Origin of the sequence: Streptomyces sp. NPDC059355 (genome assembly GCF_042752335.1) — a bacterium.
Classification (GTDB): Bacteria; Actinomycetota; Actinomycetes; order Streptomycetales; family Streptomycetaceae; genus Streptomyces.
This window is the reverse complement of record NZ_JBHYXN010000014.1, coordinates 65,461-81,752: the sequence shown is the minus strand read 5'-3', so window position 1 is coordinate 81,752 and position 16,292 is coordinate 65,461. Positions and strand designations below refer to the sequence as shown.

16 protein-coding genes are annotated in these 16,292 nt (G+C 72.6%); 8 read left to right on the top strand and 8 right to left on the bottom strand.

What is annotated here, in order from left to right:
* Positions 1 to 26: 26 nt before the first annotated feature.
* Positions 27 to 1,109: a nicotinate-nucleotide--dimethylbenzimidazole phosphoribosyltransferase gene (cobT, locus tag ACFXGI_RS16110; RefSeq protein WP_384706399.1), complete on the bottom strand. Its 1,083-nt coding sequence runs from the start codon at positions 1,107 to 1,109 to the stop codon at positions 27 to 29.
* A gap of 71 nt (positions 1,110 to 1,180) precedes the next feature.
* A complete protein-coding gene (locus ACFXGI_RS16105; protein WP_384706397.1) occupies positions 1,181 to 2,386 on the bottom strand; it encodes a bifunctional adenosylcobinamide kinase/adenosylcobinamide-phosphate guanylyltransferase in 1,206 nt (401 codons plus the stop codon).
* Positions 2,387 to 2,501: 115 nt separating this feature from the next.
* Here ACFXGI_RS16105 and ACFXGI_RS16100 point away from each other — a divergent pair, with 115 nt between their 5' ends.
* A complete protein-coding gene (locus ACFXGI_RS16100; protein ID WP_030863459.1) occupies positions 2,502 to 2,714 on the top strand; it encodes a hypothetical protein in 213 nt (70 codons plus the stop codon).
* A 77-nt stretch (positions 2,715 to 2,791) separates the two neighbouring features.
* Here ACFXGI_RS16100 and ACFXGI_RS16095 read toward each other — a convergent pair whose 3' ends face one another.
* Together ACFXGI_RS16095 and ACFXGI_RS16090 are read right to left on the bottom strand one after the other, a co-directional pair.
* On the bottom strand, positions 2,792 to 3,550 hold the full coding sequence (locus ACFXGI_RS16095) for a class I SAM-dependent methyltransferase (RefSeq protein ID WP_384706515.1): 759 nt from the start codon (positions 3,548 to 3,550) through the stop codon (positions 2,792 to 2,794).
* A gap of 50 nt (positions 3,551 to 3,600) precedes the next feature.
* On the bottom strand, positions 3,601 to 4,209 hold the full coding sequence (locus tag ACFXGI_RS16090) for a DUF3043 domain-containing protein (protein ID WP_384706395.1): 609 nt from the start codon (positions 4,207 to 4,209) through the stop codon (positions 3,601 to 3,603).
* Positions 4,210 to 4,469: 260 nt separating this feature from the next.
* Between ACFXGI_RS16090 and ACFXGI_RS16085 the strand changes: the two genes are divergently transcribed.
* Both ACFXGI_RS16085 and ACFXGI_RS16080 read left to right on the top strand, forming a co-directional pair.
* Positions 4,470 to 5,267: a PspA/IM30 family protein gene (locus tag ACFXGI_RS16085; RefSeq protein WP_229340323.1), complete on the top strand. Its 798-nt coding sequence runs from the start codon at positions 4,470 to 4,472 to the stop codon at positions 5,265 to 5,267.
* A gap of 13 nt (positions 5,268 to 5,280) precedes the next feature.
* On the top strand, positions 5,281 to 5,559 hold the full coding sequence (locus ACFXGI_RS16080; protein ID WP_384706393.1) for a hypothetical protein: 279 nt from the start codon (positions 5,281 to 5,283) through the stop codon (positions 5,557 to 5,559).
* Between the two features lie 58 nt (positions 5,560 to 5,617).
* Here ACFXGI_RS16080 and ACFXGI_RS16075 read toward each other — a convergent pair whose 3' ends face one another.
* Positions 5,618 to 6,388: a hypothetical protein gene (locus ACFXGI_RS16075; protein ID WP_384706391.1), complete on the bottom strand. Its 771-nt coding sequence runs from the start codon at positions 6,386 to 6,388 to the stop codon at positions 5,618 to 5,620.
* Between the two features lie 88 nt (positions 6,389 to 6,476).
* Here ACFXGI_RS16075 and ACFXGI_RS16070 point away from each other — a divergent pair, with 88 nt between their 5' ends.
* From ACFXGI_RS16070 to ACFXGI_RS16060, 3 genes are all read left to right on the top strand, one after another.
* Positions 6,477 to 7,310: an adenosylcobinamide-GDP ribazoletransferase gene (locus tag ACFXGI_RS16070; protein ID WP_384706389.1), complete on the top strand. Its 834-nt coding sequence runs from the start codon at positions 6,477 to 6,479 to the stop codon at positions 7,308 to 7,310.
* A 39-nt stretch (positions 7,311 to 7,349) separates the two neighbouring features.
* Positions 7,350 to 8,048 carry a response regulator transcription factor gene (locus ACFXGI_RS16065; protein ID WP_030863474.1) on the top strand — a complete coding sequence of 233 codons (699 nt, stop codon included), beginning with the start codon at positions 7,350 to 7,352 and terminating at the stop codon, positions 8,046 to 8,048.
* 177 nt (positions 8,049 to 8,225) lie between these two features.
* Complete coding sequence (locus tag ACFXGI_RS16060; RefSeq protein WP_384706386.1) at positions 8,226 to 11,369, top strand: efflux RND transporter permease subunit; 3,144 nt, start codon at positions 8,226 to 8,228, stop codon at positions 11,367 to 11,369.
* Between the two features lie 77 nt (positions 11,370 to 11,446).
* Here the strand turns inward: ACFXGI_RS16060 and nadA are convergent, their stop codons facing one another.
* On the bottom strand, positions 11,447 to 12,634 hold the full coding sequence (gene nadA / locus ACFXGI_RS16055) for a quinolinate synthase NadA (RefSeq protein ID WP_132755832.1): 1,188 nt from the start codon (positions 12,632 to 12,634) through the stop codon (positions 11,447 to 11,449).
* Positions 12,635 to 12,951: 317 nt separating this feature from the next.
* Here nadA and erpA point away from each other — a divergent pair, with 317 nt between their 5' ends.
* Positions 12,952 to 13,308, top strand: a complete 357-nt coding sequence (erpA, locus tag ACFXGI_RS16050; RefSeq protein ID WP_030010511.1) for an iron-sulfur cluster insertion protein ErpA — start codon at positions 12,952 to 12,954, stop codon at positions 13,306 to 13,308.
* Positions 13,309 to 13,382: 74 nt separating this feature from the next.
* Here erpA and ACFXGI_RS16045 read toward each other — a convergent pair whose 3' ends face one another.
* On the bottom strand, positions 13,383 to 14,852 hold the full coding sequence (locus ACFXGI_RS16045) for a hypothetical protein (RefSeq protein ID WP_384706384.1): 1,470 nt from the start codon (positions 14,850 to 14,852) through the stop codon (positions 13,383 to 13,385).
* Between the two features lie 76 nt (positions 14,853 to 14,928).
* Positions 14,929 to 15,168 (bottom strand): hypothetical protein, encoded by a 240-nt coding sequence (locus ACFXGI_RS16040; protein WP_384706382.1) that lies wholly within the window; start codon positions 15,166 to 15,168, stop codon positions 14,929 to 14,931.
* A gap of 133 nt (positions 15,169 to 15,301) precedes the next feature.
* On the opposite strand from ACFXGI_RS16040, the gene ACFXGI_RS16035 reads away from it, so the two are divergent.
* Positions 15,302 to 16,279 (top strand): carbohydrate kinase family protein, encoded by a 978-nt coding sequence (locus ACFXGI_RS16035; protein ID WP_384706380.1) that lies wholly within the window; start codon positions 15,302 to 15,304, stop codon positions 16,277 to 16,279.
* Positions 16,280 to 16,292 lie beyond the last annotated feature (13 nt).

Here is a 16,292-nt window from a genome sequence, read left to right as displayed (position 1 = left end):
CATATGGGGCGCCGCCGACCGGGCGCTCAGTCCTTCGGCTGCTCCGGCTCGTCCGGCTCCTGCGCAGCCTGCTCCGGAAGCTGCGCCGCGAGTGCGGCCGCCGCCTGGACCAGGGGGAGAGCCAGCAATGCCCCGGTTCCTTCTCCCACAGTGACGCCGTGGTCGAGCACGGGGTTGAGTGCCATCCGGTCCAGGGCCTTCGTCTGGCCCGGCTCGCCGCTGGCCTGCCCGGCCAGCCACCAGTCGGGGGCGCGGAACGCCGCGCGCTGGGCGACGAGCCCGCAGGCTGCGGAAACGACCCCGTCGAGGATCACCGGAGTGCGGCGTACCGCGCACTGGAGCAGGAAGCCGGTGATCGCGGCCACGTCCACGCCGCCGACCGCCGAGAGCAGGGCCACCTGGTCGCCGAGGACCGGGCGGGCCCGGCGCAGCGCGTCGCGGATCGCCGCGCACTTGCGCATCCAGGTCAGGTCGTCGATGGGCCGCCCGCCGCGGCCGGTGACCACGGAGGCGTCGGTTCCGCACAGGGCCGCGACGAGCGTCGCCGCGACCGTGGTTCCACCGACGCTCAAGTCGCCCAGGATCACCAGGTCGGTACCGGAGTCCGCCTCCTCGTCGGCGATCCGCATGCCGAGCCGCAGGGCCGCGTCGGCCTCTTCGAGCGTGAGCGCGTCCTCGACGTCGATGCGCCCGCTGCCGCGGCGCACCCGGTGGCGGACCACGTCCTCGGGCAGCAGCCCGGGCTCGCAGTCCAGACCGGCGTCGACGATCCGTACGCCGGCGCCCAGACGCCCGGCGAGGATCGACACCGGGCTGTTCCCGTCGAGCACCGAGCGCACCAGCTCGTGTGCGCCGCCGGCGGTCCGGGCGGACACCCCCGCGGCGGCGATCCCGTGGTCGGCGGCGAACAGCACGACGCGGGGCCGCTCGATCGGCCGGACGGGCACCCGACCCTGGGCGGCGGCGAGCCACTCGGCGAGCTCGTCGAGCCGCCCCAGCGCTCCGGCCGGCACGGCCAGCCGTTCACGGCGTTCCTCGGCGTCACGCCGGACGCCCCCGTCGGGGCGCTCGATCAGATCGGAGAAGTCGTCGAGATTCAGCGTGGTCATCTGCCAGAGCGTACAGCGGGTGAGGCCCTCCCCAAGCCCCGTCCCGCGACGTCGTGGGACGGGGTGCCCGGTCACTCCTTCAGGGCCACCGCCTGCCCGGCCACCACCAGCAGGACGTGCTCGCACTCGCCCGCCACCAGGCTGTTCAGGCGCCCCAGTTCGTCGCGGAAGCGCCGCCCGGAAGCGGTCGCGGGAACGATCCCCGAGCCCACCTCGTTGCTGACCGCCACCACCGTCCGGCGGGTCGCCCGCACCGCCGCCACCAGCTCCGAGATCCGCTCCCGCAGCTCCTTCTGGCCCCGCGCCGCCCAGACCGCGTCGTCCCAGGCGCCGGCCCGGTCCATCGCGTCCGTCAGCCACAGCGCCAGACAGTCGATCAGCAGCGGCGGCCCCCCCTCCACCAGCAGCGGCGCCAGCTCGCAGGTCTCCAGCGTCCGCCAGCTCGCCGGCCGCCGCTCGCGGTGCAGGCCGACCCGCGCCGCCCACTCCGCGTCGCCGTCCCGGGAGCCGCCGGTGGCCACGTACTCCACCTCGGGGAAGCCGGCCAGGCGCCGCTCGGCCTCGACGGACTTCCCGGAGCGGGCCCCGCCGAGCACCAGCGTCCGGCGCGGCAGGTCCGGCACCGCGTGGTACTCGCCGACCGTCACCGTCGTCCCGTCCGGCACCGCCCGCGCACCGCCCGCCGCGCACCGGCGCTCCAGCTCCCGGCCCGGCGGGACGTCGTGGTCCAGGTGCACCGCGATGACGTCCGTGGTCGGCCCGGCGGCGCCGCTCGCCCGCAGCCGGGCCAGCGCCTCCGGCCGGCCCAGCACGTCCGCGAGCACCAGGTCGTACGGGCGCTGCCCGACGGAGCCGTTCGTCCCCGCAGGTGCCCCGCCGGGCGGGAGGTACAGCAGCCGGCTCCCGTCCGGGCCGGTCACCTCGTACCCGGTGCCCGGCGCGTCCATCGGCACCGCCCGCACCCGGTGCCCGCTGATCACCGCGAGCTCCCGCCCGTCCGGCACCCGCCCGGCGGCCGGCAGCCCCGGGGGCAGCTCCACCGGCGGTCCGTCGTGCGGATGGGTGAGCAGGACCTGCCGTACGCCGGCCAGCGAGTGCCCCGCGCGGGCGCCGGCCAGCACCGCCCCGGGGGTCAGGTCGAGCAGCAGCGCACCGTCGACGAGCAGGGAGGTCGCGGCGCGCGCCCGGGCGCCCACGGAGAGCGCGCAGGCCGCGCAGGGACAGCCGGGACGGGGCAGTCCTTCGGGTGTGCCGGTGCCGAGCAGAGTGAGTTCCACAGGAAGATCCTCCCGCGTCCGCGAGACTGCTGCGCGCCCGGCTACTCTGCGGGCAGACTCAAGCAGAGATGCGTGCGGAATGCGTGCGAGCAGCGGACGAGCAACGGAGGCGGACATGGCGTGGACGTGGCGGTTCGAGACGGCCGACGGCACCGAGACCAGCCCGGCGGTCGAGCCTGAGGAGTTCACCACGCAGGGCGACGCGGAGTCGTGGATCGGCGAGGTGTGGAAGGAGCTGCTGGACGGCGGCGCCGAGACGGTGAAGCTGTCCGACGACAACGGCACCGAGCTGTACACGATGAGCCTGCGCGCGGCGCTGGACGCCTGAGCGGCAGCCTCTGACGCGAGAAGCCCGGACCCCTGCGGGGTCCGGGCTTCCGTGCGTGCCGTGCCGGGGCGGGCGGGTCAGCCCCGTACGCCGCACAGGTGCAGCAGCGCGGCGACCCCGCGGTACGGATCGGTCCGCCCGGCGCGGTCCTCGGCGGCCAGCAGCCGCTCCAGCTCCGCGTCCGGGGGCAGCGTCTCGCCGGCCTCGGTGCCGTCGGTGAAGACGCGCACGCCGTACCAGGCCGACAGCGGGGCGCCGATCCCGGACAGCGTGGCCGTGAGCCCCGCCAGCCGGTCGGCCCGAACGTCCAGACCCAGCCGGTTCGTGTAGTCGACGGTGTCGAAGGCGGCCAGCGCGGCCGACCAGTCGGCGCCCAGACCGGGCCGCATGGCGAGGGCGTCGCCGTTGCGCACCAGCAGGGACAGCAGGCCGCCGGGCGCCAGCATCCGGGCCAGCCCGGCCAGCATCGCGTCCGGCTCGGGCACGTACATCAGCACGCCGTGGCAGAGCACCACGTCGAAGCTGCCCGGCAGGAAGTGCGCGCCGGTCTCGCGGCCGTCACCCTCCAGGAGCTCGACCCGGTCCCGGATCCCGGCGGGCTCGGCCGCCAGCGCCTCCTGGGCGACGGCGAGCATCGCGGGATCCTGCTCGAGGCCGGTGACCTTGTGCCCGGCGCGGGCGAGACGCAGCGCCTGGGTGCCCTGGCCCATGCCGACGTCGAGGACGCGCAGCCGCTGCCCGACAGGGAAGCGGTGCGCGATCTGCTCGTCGACCTGCCGGCCCACGAGTTCCTGGCGGACGGCGTTGCGCAGTCCGCCCAGTCCCTCGAGCCACAGCCTGGCTCCCGGCGCGAAGCCGTCCCCCGACCCTCCGGGCTTGCCTCCGCTCAGGGCCGTTCCCCGCGCTTGACCTGCGGCTTCGGCAGGCGCAGCCGGCGCATCTGGAGGGTGCGCATCAGGCCGTACGCCACCGCGCCGCGGCGCGGCTCGTCGGGGAAGCGCTGGGCGAGGGCCTTGCTCAGGCGGAAGCCGAGGGCCACGGAGTCGACGAGGATCAGGGCGATCACGGCGAGCCACAGCAGCAGGGCGATGTTCTGGATGGACGGCACCCGCACCATGCTCAGCACCAGGATGACCACTGCCAGCGGCAGGAACATCTCGGCGACGGAGAAGCGGGAGTCCACGTAGTCGCGGACGAACTTGCGCACGGGGCCCTTGTCGCGGGCCGGCAGATAACGCTGGTCGCCGTTGGCGAGGGCCTCGCGCTGCTTGGCCATCTCTTCGCGACGGCGCTCGCGGGCGCGCTTTGCATCCTCCTTGCGATTGCCGGTCGATGCCACGACGGCCTTGCGCTGCGACTGGGCCACAGCACGCTTCGGCGTCGGGCGGCCCTTCGGGGCCTGCGGGTCACGGGGCTGCGAGAGGTCGGCGCTCACCTTGTCGGTGGCGGCGGCCTTCTCTTCCTTGGAGGAACGGCTACCAAACACAAAACCCAAGCCTACGTGGTCGCGGCCGGGTACCCCACTCTGCCGGGGAACGATCCGGCAACGGCGGGCGTCTTCCCTGTGCAGGGTTCGTGACGCGGTCGTGCTCGGGGGAGCACCTACTCCCTACGCCTGACATGGGCGGAGTGGAGTCGTCCTGGAGGAGGAGCGCATCCGTCCACGAACAGTGCGGTAATGGAGACAGGGCCCGTACTGTGGGTCCTGTCGGTGACCTGGAGCACAGTCCGTCTAGAAGGGGGCGCGCGAAGCCCATGAGCGGTGTCATGAAGCGTATGGGGATGATCTTCCGCGCGAAGGCGAACAAGGCCCTGGACCGGGCCGAGGACCCGCGCGAGACCCTCGACTACTCGTACCAGAAGCAGTTGGAGCTGCTGCAGAAGGTGCGCCGCGGCGTCGCCGACGTGGCGACCTCCCGCAAGCGCCTGGAGCTGCAGCTCAACCAGCTCCAGGGCCAGTCCGCCAAGCTGGAGGACCAGGGCCGCAAGGCCCTCGCCCTGGGCCGCGAGGACCTGGCCCGCGAGGCCCTGTCCCGGCGCGCCTCGCTGCAGCAGCAGGTCAGCGACCTGGAGGTGCAGCACCAGACCCTCCAGGGCGAGGAGGAGAAGCTGACGCTGGCCGCGCAGCGCCTGCAGGCCAAGGTGGACGCCTTCCGCACGAAGAAGGAGACCATCAAGGCGACGTACACGGCGGCGCAGGCGCAGACCCGCATCGCGGAGTCCTTCTCCGGCATCTCCGAGGAGATGAGCGACGTCGGCCTGGCCATCCAGCGGGCCGAGGACAAGACCGCCCAGCTCCAGGCCCGCGCCGGCGCGATCGACGAGCTGCTGGCCTCCGGCGCGCTCGACGACCAGAGCGGCCTCGGTTCCAAGGACGACATCCAGGCCGAGCTGGACCGCCTCTCGGGCGGAACGGACGTGGAGCTGGAGCTCCAGCGGATGAAGGCCGAGCTGGCCGGCGGGCCCTCGGCGCAGCAGCAGGCCATCGAGGGCGGTGCCCAGGGCAACGCCCAGCAGCCTTCCCAGACCCAGCACCGCTTCGACAAGCAGTAGGACGGGGTCCGTCATGATTGTCCGCATCATGGGGGAAGGACAGGTGAAGGTGGCCGACGGCCACTTCGCCGAGCTCAACAAGCTGGACGACGAGCTGCTCTCGGAGATGGAGAGCGGTGACGAGGAGGGCTTCCGGCGCACGCTGGGCGCGCTGCTCGACGCCGTACGGCAGCTCGGCGCGCCGCTGCCGGACGACGCCCTGGAGCCGTCCGAGCTGATCCTCCCCGCGCCGGACGCCTCGCTCGACGAGGTCAGGGAGATGCTCAGCGACGACGGCCTGATCCCGGGCTGATCCTGACGTGACGGCGCCCGGCCCGGCCCCTTCGGGGGCGGGCCGGGCGCCGTCGTCTTCAGTGCTTCGTCGGTTTCGAGATCTGTGCCCGCTCCGGATCGGGGGTCCCGCCGATGAAGTTCTCGAACTTGCGGCGCGGGATCGCCCAGCGCCGGTCGTGGTGGAAGGCGCGCAGATTGGCCTTGGCGCGGGCCCGCGGACGTTTCGCGTAGAACCTCTTCGCGTACGGGGAGCCGGGCCGGGCCAGCCGGATCGCCCCGATCAGCGCCAGGAAGGGGATGACCGTACCGAAGAGGGCGGTGCGGGCCTTGCCCTTCCACAGGGCGATCAGGGCCAGGAAGAAGTTGGTGGCGGTGTTCATGATGATCAGCCCGCGGCTCTGCCGCTCCTCGGAGGTCAGGTCGTCGACGCCGAACGGCAGGAACCCGCCCAGCACCAGCGCCACCAGCGCGGCCGTCAGGACCACGATCTCGACGCTCTTGCGGCCCTGCTCGCTCCAGTAGACGTCGTCGAGGTGCAGGATCAGCGCGAACTCGTCCAGTACGAGGCCCGCGCCCAGCCCGAAGATCACGGCGGAGAGCATGGCGCCGAAACCGTGCCGGCCGCTGCCGACGGCCCCGAAGCCGCCGATGATCACGAGGATGACGCCGGGCACCACGTGGTGGATGTGCACGCCGCCCGGGGCGATGTTCTTGAAGGGCCCCCGCCCCGCCCGGATCATCCGCGTGATCACACGGGTGATCAGGAACGACAGGACGAACGAGAGCAGGGCGAGGAGGAGCGGGAGTTTGCCCGGCTCGACGATGTTCCGGTACCACCAGTGACCCATACCGTCGGCTCCCCTGTTGTGGCAGCTTTCCCATTTTTCCCGTATCGGGCAATTTACCGTCCGCGGTGAGCGGGTAGCGTTCGCGCCGATGAAAGATTCGTACGACAACCAGCCCCCCGAGCCGCCGCTGACGCCGCCCGACGAGCGCGCCTCGCTGCGCGACGGCGTGCGCTTCGCGTTCGGAACGCTCACCGTGCTGCCCGCCCGCATCACCCGCTGGGACCGGCCCGCGGCCCGCACCGGCATGGCCTGCGCGCCGCTCGCCGGGCTCGTCGTGGGCGTCCTCGCGGCCGTGCCCGGGGTCCTGCTGCTGGTCCTGGGCGGCGGCCCGCTGCTCGCGGCGGCCGTCACCGTCGCCGTACCGGCCGCACTGACGCGGGGGCTGCACCTCGACGGGCTCGCCGACACCGCCGACGGGCTGGGCAGCGCGAAGCCCGCCGAGGCGGCGCTGCGGATCATGAAGCAGTCCGACATCGGCCCCTTCGGGGTGGTGGCGCTGCTGCTGGTGCTGCTGGTCCAGGCCGGGGCGCTGGCGGACCTCTATGCCGAGAGCTGGGTCCACGGGGCCCTGGCGACGGTCATCGCGGCCGTCACCGCCCGGCTGGCCATGACGGTGGCCTCCCGTGACGGCGTGCCGCCGGCCCGCCTGGAGGGGCTGGGGGCGGCGGTCGCCGGGGTGCTCCCCAAGAGCTCGGCCGCCGGGATCGCCGCACTGGTGGCCGCCTCGGCCGGGGCGGCCGCCCTGCCGGTGGGGCCGGGCGCCGCCGTCCAGTGCGCGGGCGCGGTCCTGATCGCCCTGGGCGCGGCGGAGCTCCTGCTCCGGCGGTGCGTACGCCGCTTCGACGGAGTCACGGGCGACGTGTTCGGCGCCCTCGCCGAGATCGCGGGGACCACGGCCCTCGTGGTCCTGGCCCTGGGCTGACGGTCCTTCCGCGCGAGGGGACCACGTAGGGTGCGGGGCGTGGAAGAGACGCCGACGACCATCAGGGTGCTGCTCGCCGACGACCAGGCCCTGCTCCGCAGCGCGTTCAAGGTGCTGGTCGACTCCGAGCCCGACATGGAGGTCGTCGCAGAGGCCTCCGACGGGGCCCAGGCCTGCGCGCTCGCCCGCGAGACACGGCCCGACGTCGTCCTCATGGACATCCGGATGCCCGGCACCGACGGGCTCGCCGCCACCCGCATGATCAGCGCGGATCCGGAACTCGCCGCCGTCCGCGTCGTCATGCTGACGACCTTCGAGGTGGACGAGTACGTCGTCCAGTCCCTGCGGGCCGGCGCCTCCGGCTTCCTCGGCAAGGGAGCCGAGCCCGACGAGCTCCTCAACGCCATCCGCGTCGCCGCCGCCGGGGAGGCGCTGCTCTCCCCGGCCGCCACCAAAGGGCTCATCGCCACCTTCCTCGCCCAGGGCGGCGGCGCCGACCCCGCAGCCCCCGCCGCGCACGCCGAGCGGCTCGCCGCGCTGACCGTCCGCGAGCGCGAGGTGCTCGTCCACGTCGCCGCGGGCCTGTCCAACGACGAGATCGCCGGACGGCTCGAAGTCAGCCCGCTCACCGTCAAGACCCACGTGAACCGGGCCATGGCCAAGCTGGGCGCCCGCGACCGGGCCCAACTGGTGGTCGTCGCCTACGAATCGGGGCTGGTCCGGCCCCGGGCCGACTAGGGAGTGTCCGGCGAGAGATACAGCAGCGGAGTACGGGCGTGTACTGCGGACGCGGTATGCGGCAGATAAGGACGCGGCACCTGGGGGCGACGCAGCGCCGCCCCGGCGTACGGAAGGCTGAAGGCCCGCGGCCTTCAGGCCCAGCCCCGCGCACGCCACTGCAGAGAGATCCCACCCATGTCCTGGCTGTCCCGCTTCAGCCTGGCCCAAAGAGCGCTGATCGGCCTCGTGTCGATCACCGCACTGCTCTTCGGCGCCATAGCCATCCCGCAGCTCAAGCAGCAGCTGCTGCCGTCCATCGAACTGCCGATGGTGTCCGTGCTCGCGCCGTACCAGGGCGCCTCGCCCGACGTGGTGGAGAAGCAGGTCATCGAACCGATCGAGGCCACCCTCAAGGGCGTCGACGGCATCACCGGCATCACCTCCACCGCCAGCGAGGGCAACGCCCTCATCATGGCCAAGTTCGACTACGGCGACGAGGGCACCAAGCAGCTCGTCGCCGACGTCCAGCAGGCCGTGAACCGGGCCCGCGTACGGCTGCCCGCCGAGGTGGACCCGCAGGTCGTGGCCGGCTCCACCGACGACATCCCGACCGTCGTCCTCGCCGTCACCTCGGACAGGGACCAGCAGGCGCTCGCCGACCAGCTCAGCCGCTCCGTCGTCCCCGTCCTCGAGGATATCGAGGGCGTCGGCCAGGTCAGCGTCGACGGGGTCCAGGACCTCCAGGTCGCCGTCACCCCCGACAACGCCAAGCTCGCGGCGGCCGGCCTCGACGGCGCCGCCCTCGCCCAGGCCCTCCAGGCGGGCGGCGCCACCGTCCCCGCCGGCTCCTTCGACGAGGCGGGCAAGAACCGGACCGTCCGCGTCGGCGGCGGCTACACCTCCGTCGCGCAGCTCCAGGACCTGCGCCTGAGCGCCGGCCCCGGCAAGCCGGCCGTGCGCCTGGCCGACGTCGCCACCGTCACGCAGGAGCCCGCCAAGGCCGTCTCCCTGACCCGCACCAACGGCAAGCCCAGCCTCGCCCTCGTCCTCACCATGGACAAGGACGGCAGCGCCGTCGCGATCTCCGACGCCGTCCAGGACAAGCTGCCCGAGCTGCGCTCCGCCCTCGGTGCCGGCGCCGAGCTGACCGTCGTCAGCGACCAGGGGCCGCCCGTCGCCAAGTCCATCTCCGGCCTCACCACCGAGGGCCTGCTCGGCCTGCTCTTCGCGGTGATCGTGATCCTGGTCTTCCTGGCCTCGCTGCGCTCGACGCTGGTCACCGCGGTCTCGATCCCGCTGTCCGTGGTCCTCGCGCTCATCGTGCTGTGGACCCGCGACCTGTCGCTCAACATGCTGACCCTGGGCGCCCTCACCATCGCCATCGGCCGCGTCGTCGACGACTCGATCGTGGTGCTGGAGAACATCAAGCGCCACCTCGGCTACGGCGAGGAGCGCGAGGCCGCGATCGTCGCCGCCGTCAAGGAGGTCGCCGGCGCGGTCACCTCCTCCACGCTCACCACCGTGGCCGTCTTCCTGCCGATCGGCTTCGTCGGCGGCATGGTCGGCGAGTTCTTCGGCCCGTTCTCCCTCACCGTCGCCGCGGCCCTGCTGGCCTCGCTGATCGTCTCCCTGACGGTCGTCCCGGTGCTCTCGTACTGGTTCCTGCGCGCCCCGAAGGGCATCGACCCGGCGAACGCCGAGAGCGTGGCGAAGGCGCGGCGCGAGGCCGAGGAGAAGGAGGCCAGGAGCCGCCTCCAGGGCTTCTACGTACGCACCCTGGGCCTGGTCACGCGCCGCCGGATCGCCACCCTGGCCGTCGCGGTCGTCGTCCTCGTCGCCACCTTCGGGATGGCGCCCCTGCTGAAGACCAACTTCTTCGACCAGGGCGAGCAGAGCGTCCTGACGGTCAAGCAGCAGCTGCCCCCGGGCACCTCGCTGACCGCCTCCGACGCCGCCGCCCGGCGGGTCGAGAAGACCCTGACCGAGGTCAAGGGCGTCAAGGACTACCAGGTCACCGTCGGCTCCTCCGGCTTCCTGGCCGCCTTCGGCGGCGGTACGGGCTCCAACCAGGCCTCGTACCAGGTCACCCTGGAGGACTCCGGCGACTCCGAGGGCGTCAAGAAGCGCATCGAGGACGCCCTCGGCAAGCTCGACGGCATCGGCGACACCAGCATCTCGGCGGGCGGCGGCTTCGGCAGCCAGAACCTGAGCGTGGTCGTCAAGGCCGGCCAGGCGGACGTCCTCGCCAAGGCCGCCGAGCAGGTCCGGGCCGAGGTGGCCACCCTCGACGACGTCACCGACGTACAGAGCGACCTCTCCCAGTCCGTTCCGCGCATCTCGGTGACCGCCACCCCGAAGGCCGCCGAGGCGGGCCTGAACCAGGCCGCCCTCGGCGCGATCGTCGCCCAGGCCGTACGGGGCACCCCGGCGGGCAAGGCCGTACTGGACAACACCGAGCGGGACATCGTCATCAAGTCCGCGCACCCGGCCGCCACCCTGGCCGAACTGCAGGCGCTCCCCGTCGGCCCGGTCAAGCTCGGCGACGTCGCCGAGGTCACGGAGGTGCCCGGCCCGGTCTCGATGACCCGGATCGACGGCGCCCGCGCCGCCACGATCACGGCGAAGCCGGTCGGCGACAACACCGGCGCCATCGGCGCCGAGCTCCAGACGAAGATCAAGGCGCTGGACCTGCCCGAGGGTGCCACGGCCGTCATCGGCGGCGTCTCCTCCGACCAGGACGACGCGTTCGCCTCCCTGGGCCTGGCCATGCTCGCGGCCATCGCGATCGTGTTCATGCTGCTCGTGGCCACGTTCCGGTCGCTGATCCAGCCGCTGATCCTGCTGGTGTCGATCCCGTTCGCGGCGACCGGCGCGCTCGGCCTGCTGCTGGTGACCGGCACCCCGCTGGGCGTCCCGGCGATGATCGGCATGCTGATGCTCATCGGCATCGTCGTCACCAACGCGATCGTCCTGATCGACCTGGTCAACCAGTACCGGGCCCAGGGGCTGGGCGTGGTCGAGGCCGTCATCGAGGGCGGCCGGCACCGCCTGCGCCCGATCCTGATGACGGCCCTCGCGACGATCTTCGCGCTGCTCCCGATGGCGCTCGGCGTGACCGGCGAGGGCGGGTTCATCTCGCAGCCGCTCGCGGTGGTCGTGATCGGCGGCCTGGTCAGCTCGACCCTGCTGACGCTGCTCCTGGTGCCGACCCTCTACACGATGATCGAGCTCCGCAAGGAGCGCCGCCGCGCGAAGCGCGAGGCCAGGCGCACGGCCCGCCTGACAGTGGTCCGGGTCCCGGACGGGTCCTCGGACGAGGAATCCCCGGTCAGGGTCTGACGTACGGTCCGGCGAACGCCCGAAGGGCCGCTCCCTCGAACGAGGGGGCGGCCCTTCGGGCGTACGGCGGGGGACCGCTACGGGAGGGCGAGCATGCGCTCCAGGGCGAGCTTCGCGAAGCTCTCCGTCTCCTTGTCGACCTGGATCTGGTTGACGAGGGTGCCCTCTGCCAGGGACTCCAGCGTCCACACCAGGTGGGGGAGGTCGATGCGGTTCATCGTCGAGCAGAAGCAGACCGTCTTGTCGAGGAAGACGACCTCCTTGTCCTGCGCGGCGAATCGATTCGCCAGGCGGCGGACGAGGTTCAGCTCGGTGCCGATGGCCCACTTGGAGCCGGCCGGGGCCGCCTCCAGCGCCTTGATGATGTACTCCGTCGAGCCGACGTAGTCCGCGGCCGCGACGACCTCGTGCTTGCACTCGGGGTGGACGAGGACGTTCACGCCGGGGATGCGGGCGCGCACGTCGTTGACCGAGTCGACCGAGAACCGGCCGTGCACGGAGCAGTGGCCGCGCCACAGGATCATCTTGGCGTCCCGCAGCTGCTGGACGGTCAGGCCGCCGTTCGGCTTGTGCGGGTTGTACAGGACGCAGTCGTCCAGGGACATGCCCATGTCGCGGACGGCGGTGTTGCGGCCCAGGTGCTGGTCCGGCAGGAAGAGCACCTTCTCGCCCTGCTCGAAGGCCCACTCCAGGGCCTTCTTCGCGTTGGAGGAGGTGCAGATGGTGCCGCCGTGCTTGCCGGTGAACGCCTTGATGTCGGCGGAGGAGTTCATGTACGAGACGGGGACCGTCGCACCGGCTATGCCGGCCTCGGTGAGCACGTCCCAGCACTCGGCGACCTGCTCGGCGGTGGCCATGTCGGCCATCGAGCAGCCGGCGGCCAGGTCCGGCAGGACGACCTTCTGGTCGTCGGAGGTCAGGATGTCCGCGGACTCCGCCATGAAGTGGACGCCGCAGAAGACGATGTACTCGGCCTCCGGCTTGGCGGCCGCGTCCTTGGCCAGCTTGAAGGAGTCGCCGGTGACGTCGGCGAACTCGATCACCTCGTCACGCTGGTAGTGGTGGCCGAGGATGAAGACCTTGTCCCCGAGCTTCTCCTTGGCCGCGCGGGCGCGCGCGACCAGGTCCGGGTCCGACGGCGACGGCAGGTCGCCGGGGCACTCCACCCCGCGCTCGCTCTTGGGGTCGGCCTCACGGCCGAGCAGCAGCAGGGCAAGGGGCGTCGGCTGGACGTCCAAAGGCTGGGCGGTGGTCACGACACGCACCCTTTCTGTTCCGCGACAAGGGACTTCCGAAGCAGGGCTTCTGAAGCCGGATTCGACTTCTCGTCTATTTGACGTTATCTATGATAGCCGCTTCACGTCACTTTGACGATGCCGATAGTGTCGATGTGACGAATTCGCCCGGGGCGAAGCTCCGGGTCCGTCAGGTCCACCTCCCCGCGACGGTGTGCGAGCATGGAAATCTGAAACATGCGTCGGGTCCGGAATGAATCCGCGGCCCCGCTGGTTGCCATCGACGGCAAGAGTCCGACGTTTCCCCGCCTTGGGTGGGGAGCCGCCCACTTCGGGAGTGAATGCAGATGTCCGTACAGGACGACAAGACCACTGTGAGCGACGGCATCCTCCTGTCCGACGCCGCCGCCGAGAAGGTCAGGACCCTGCTGGAGCAGGAAGGCCGCGATGACCTGGCGCTCCGCGTCGCCGTCCAGCCCGGCGGCTGCTCCGGCCTGCGGTACCAGCTCTTCTTCGACGAGCGCTCCCTCGACGGCGACGTCGTCAAGGACTTCGACGGCGTGAAGGTCGTCACGGACCGGATGAGCTCCCCGTACCTGCACGGTGCCTCGATCGACTTCGTCGACACCATCGAGAAGCAGGGCTTCACGATCGACAACCCCAACGCCACCGGCTCCTGCGCCTGCGGCGACTCCTTCAGCTAAGGCTGTAGCGAGCACGGACACACGGGAGGCCCCCGGCGCCATGAGCGCCGGGGGCCTCCGTCGTGCGCGGCGGGCTACTGCCGGGGGAGCGGCTTGCCCGAGGTCGCGTCGATCACCTTGCGCTCGCCCAGCGGCTGCTGGAGGGTCGCCGACACGGTCATGTCCTGGGCGAGCATGATGCAGGCCCGGCCCGGCTCGTTCGGGGTGTCGGTGATCCGCACCGTCACCGATCCGGCCTCCTCCCGCGCCTCCAGGGCGTAGGTGCTGCACACCCCGCCCCAGAAGTTCACGGTCAGCTTCCGGTCGGCCTCCTGGTACGAGACCCCCGGCACGGTCCGCCCGCCCTTGGGGGCCGACGGCACGGCCGCGGCGTCCTCGCCGGCCGGCTGGGCCACCGTACGGCCGGGCCCGCCGTTGCTGCCCGCCACCTCGAACAGCCAGGCCGGGACCAGGCCGCGCGCCCCGTCCACGGTCCCCGGAGCCAGCCCGAGCGCAGCCCCCTTCACCGTCTCGGTCCGCGGCGGCTTCATCGGCCGCGGCTCCGGGTTGCAGGGCGGCGTCTCCCCGGGGCCGACCGGGGTGTCCGCGGTCAGCGGGACCGAGGTCGCGCAGCCGCTGGGCCCCGGGTCCGTACCGCCGGATCCGGCCGAGGACCGGTTCAGCCGGGCCAGCGCCTCCACGGCCCCGACCACCGGCTGCTCCGCCGCGCGCACGGGCGCCTTCAGCTCGCCGCTGCCCGCCACCACCCGGGAGTCCGCGCCCACGCTGATCTTCGTGGACCAGCCCTGGGTGGCCAGCCCGTCGATCACCGGGTCGGCCGTCACCACGCGTACGGAGCCCTGCGTGAGCCGGGCGTCCACCTTGGCCCCGCTCTGGCCGAGCGCCGCGAGCACCGGGGCGGCCGCGGCCTTGGCGGCCTCCTCGCCCACCGGGGTGCCGCCCGTGGCGGCCGCACCGCCGTTGCCGTCGGCGCCGTCCGCCTGGGGGAGGGTGGCCGGGCCGCAGGTGTCCTTGCCGCGCTTGCAGTCGTCACCGGCGCCGCCGGTCCCCTGGCCCCCCGTTCCTCGAAACTGCGAGAAGTTCCAGGTCCCCGGGGCCTTGTGGTTCACCGTGAGCCGGGGTCCGGATCCGTCGGCGCCCTCCCCGGCGAGCCAGGTCTCGCCGCTGAGCCGCGGGGTGCCCGGCAGGCCGAGGGCCGTGGCGAGCCGCGCCGCCTCCTCCGAGGTGACCTCGCCGGTCACGGCGAAGGACGGCGCGGTCGCCGGGGCGTCGGGGAGCTTCACGTCGGCCCGGTACGTCACCCCGCTGCCGTGCGGGTCCGGCTCTCCGGGGGCGATGCCCGGTCCGGAGGGGCTCGGCGCGACGCGGGGCGCCGAGGCCGCGCTGTCTCCCGTACGGGCGCCCGCCTTGCCGTCTCCGGAGGCGGCCGACGCCCAGTACGCCGTACCGCCGCCCGCGAGCAGGACGGCGGCCGCGATCGAGCCGATGGCCCAGGCCGGCCGCCGCCGTGTGCCGCGTGATGTGTCGGGTTGTTCGGTGGTCACCGCTTGCTCCTTCGCCCTCGCCGCAGTGGCTGATGCGGCTGTGACGGAACAGACGGCGAACCGGTTCCCCGGTCCCCTAGTCCCCGTACTCGGCCGTCGAGGCGATCAGGCGGGCCGAGGCCGGCGGGACGCTGATCCCGTGGATCTGCGAGGGCGCCACCCGGTCCGGCCGGGGGTCCGCCGGGACCGCCCAGTGCGGGGCCATCCTGGCGCAGTCACCCAGCAGCCGCGCGAAGCCGGGCCGCGTGTCGCAGGCGCCCTTTTCGGCGCCGTCCTTGGGCATACCCATGTACCCGAAACCATCGGTGTAGGTCATGGGGGCACGGTAGGCACGGCTCGGCGGGCGAAGAAAGACCTACTACGGGGTAGTTTCGTGCGGTCGGCGACCGGGCAGCGACCGGGTAGTTTTGACTGTCACCCTCGCCGTCCTCCGCAGGAGCGTCCACGCCGTGCGTATCGCAGTCACCGGCTCCATCGCCACCGACCACCTCATGACCTTCCCCGGCCGCTTCGCCGACCAGCTCGTCGCGGACCAGCTGCACACGGTCTCCCTCTCCTTCCTCGTCGACAACCTCGACGTACGCCGGGGCGGCGTCGGCCCGAACATCTGCTTCGGCATGGGCCAGCTCGGCACCCGCCCGATCCTCGTCGGCGCGGCGGGGTACGACTTCGACGAGTACCGCGCGTGGCTGGACCGGCACGGCGTCGACACCGAGTCCGTGCGGATCTCCGAGGTGCTGCACACCGCGCGCTTCGTGTGCACCACGGACGCCGACCACAACCAGATCGGCTCCTTCTACACGGGCGCGATGAGCGAGGCCCGCCTGATCGAGCTGAAGGCCGTCGCCGACCGGGTGGGCGGACTCGACCTCGTCCTCATCGGCGCCGACGACCCCGAGGCGATGCTGCGCCACACGGAGGAGTGCCGGACGCGGGGGATCCCGTTCGCCGCCGACTTCTCTCAGCAGATCGCCCGGATGGACGGCGAGAACATCCGCACGCTGATGGAGGGCGCGACGTACCTCTTCTCGAACGAGTACGAGAAGGGCCTGATCGAGTCGAAGTCCGGCTGGACGGACGCGGAGATCCTGGGCAAGGTCGGCACGCGCGTGACCACGCTGGGCTCGCGGGGCGTGCGGATCGAGCGGGTCGGCGAGGAGCCGATCGTGGTCGGCTGCGCGGACGAGACGGCGAAGGTGGACCCGACGGGCGTCGGCGACGCGTTCCGCGCCGGGTTCCTGACCGGTCTCGGGTGGGGCGTGGGCCTGGAGCGGGCGGCGCAGATCGGCTGCATGCTGGCCACCCTCGTGATCGAGACGCTGGGCACGCAGGAGTACACCCTGGCCCGTGCCCACTTCATGGAGCGCTTCACGAAGGCGTACGGCGAGGACGCCGCCTCCGAGGTCCGCGCCCACCTCGCGGCGTAACCCCCCCCCGCTC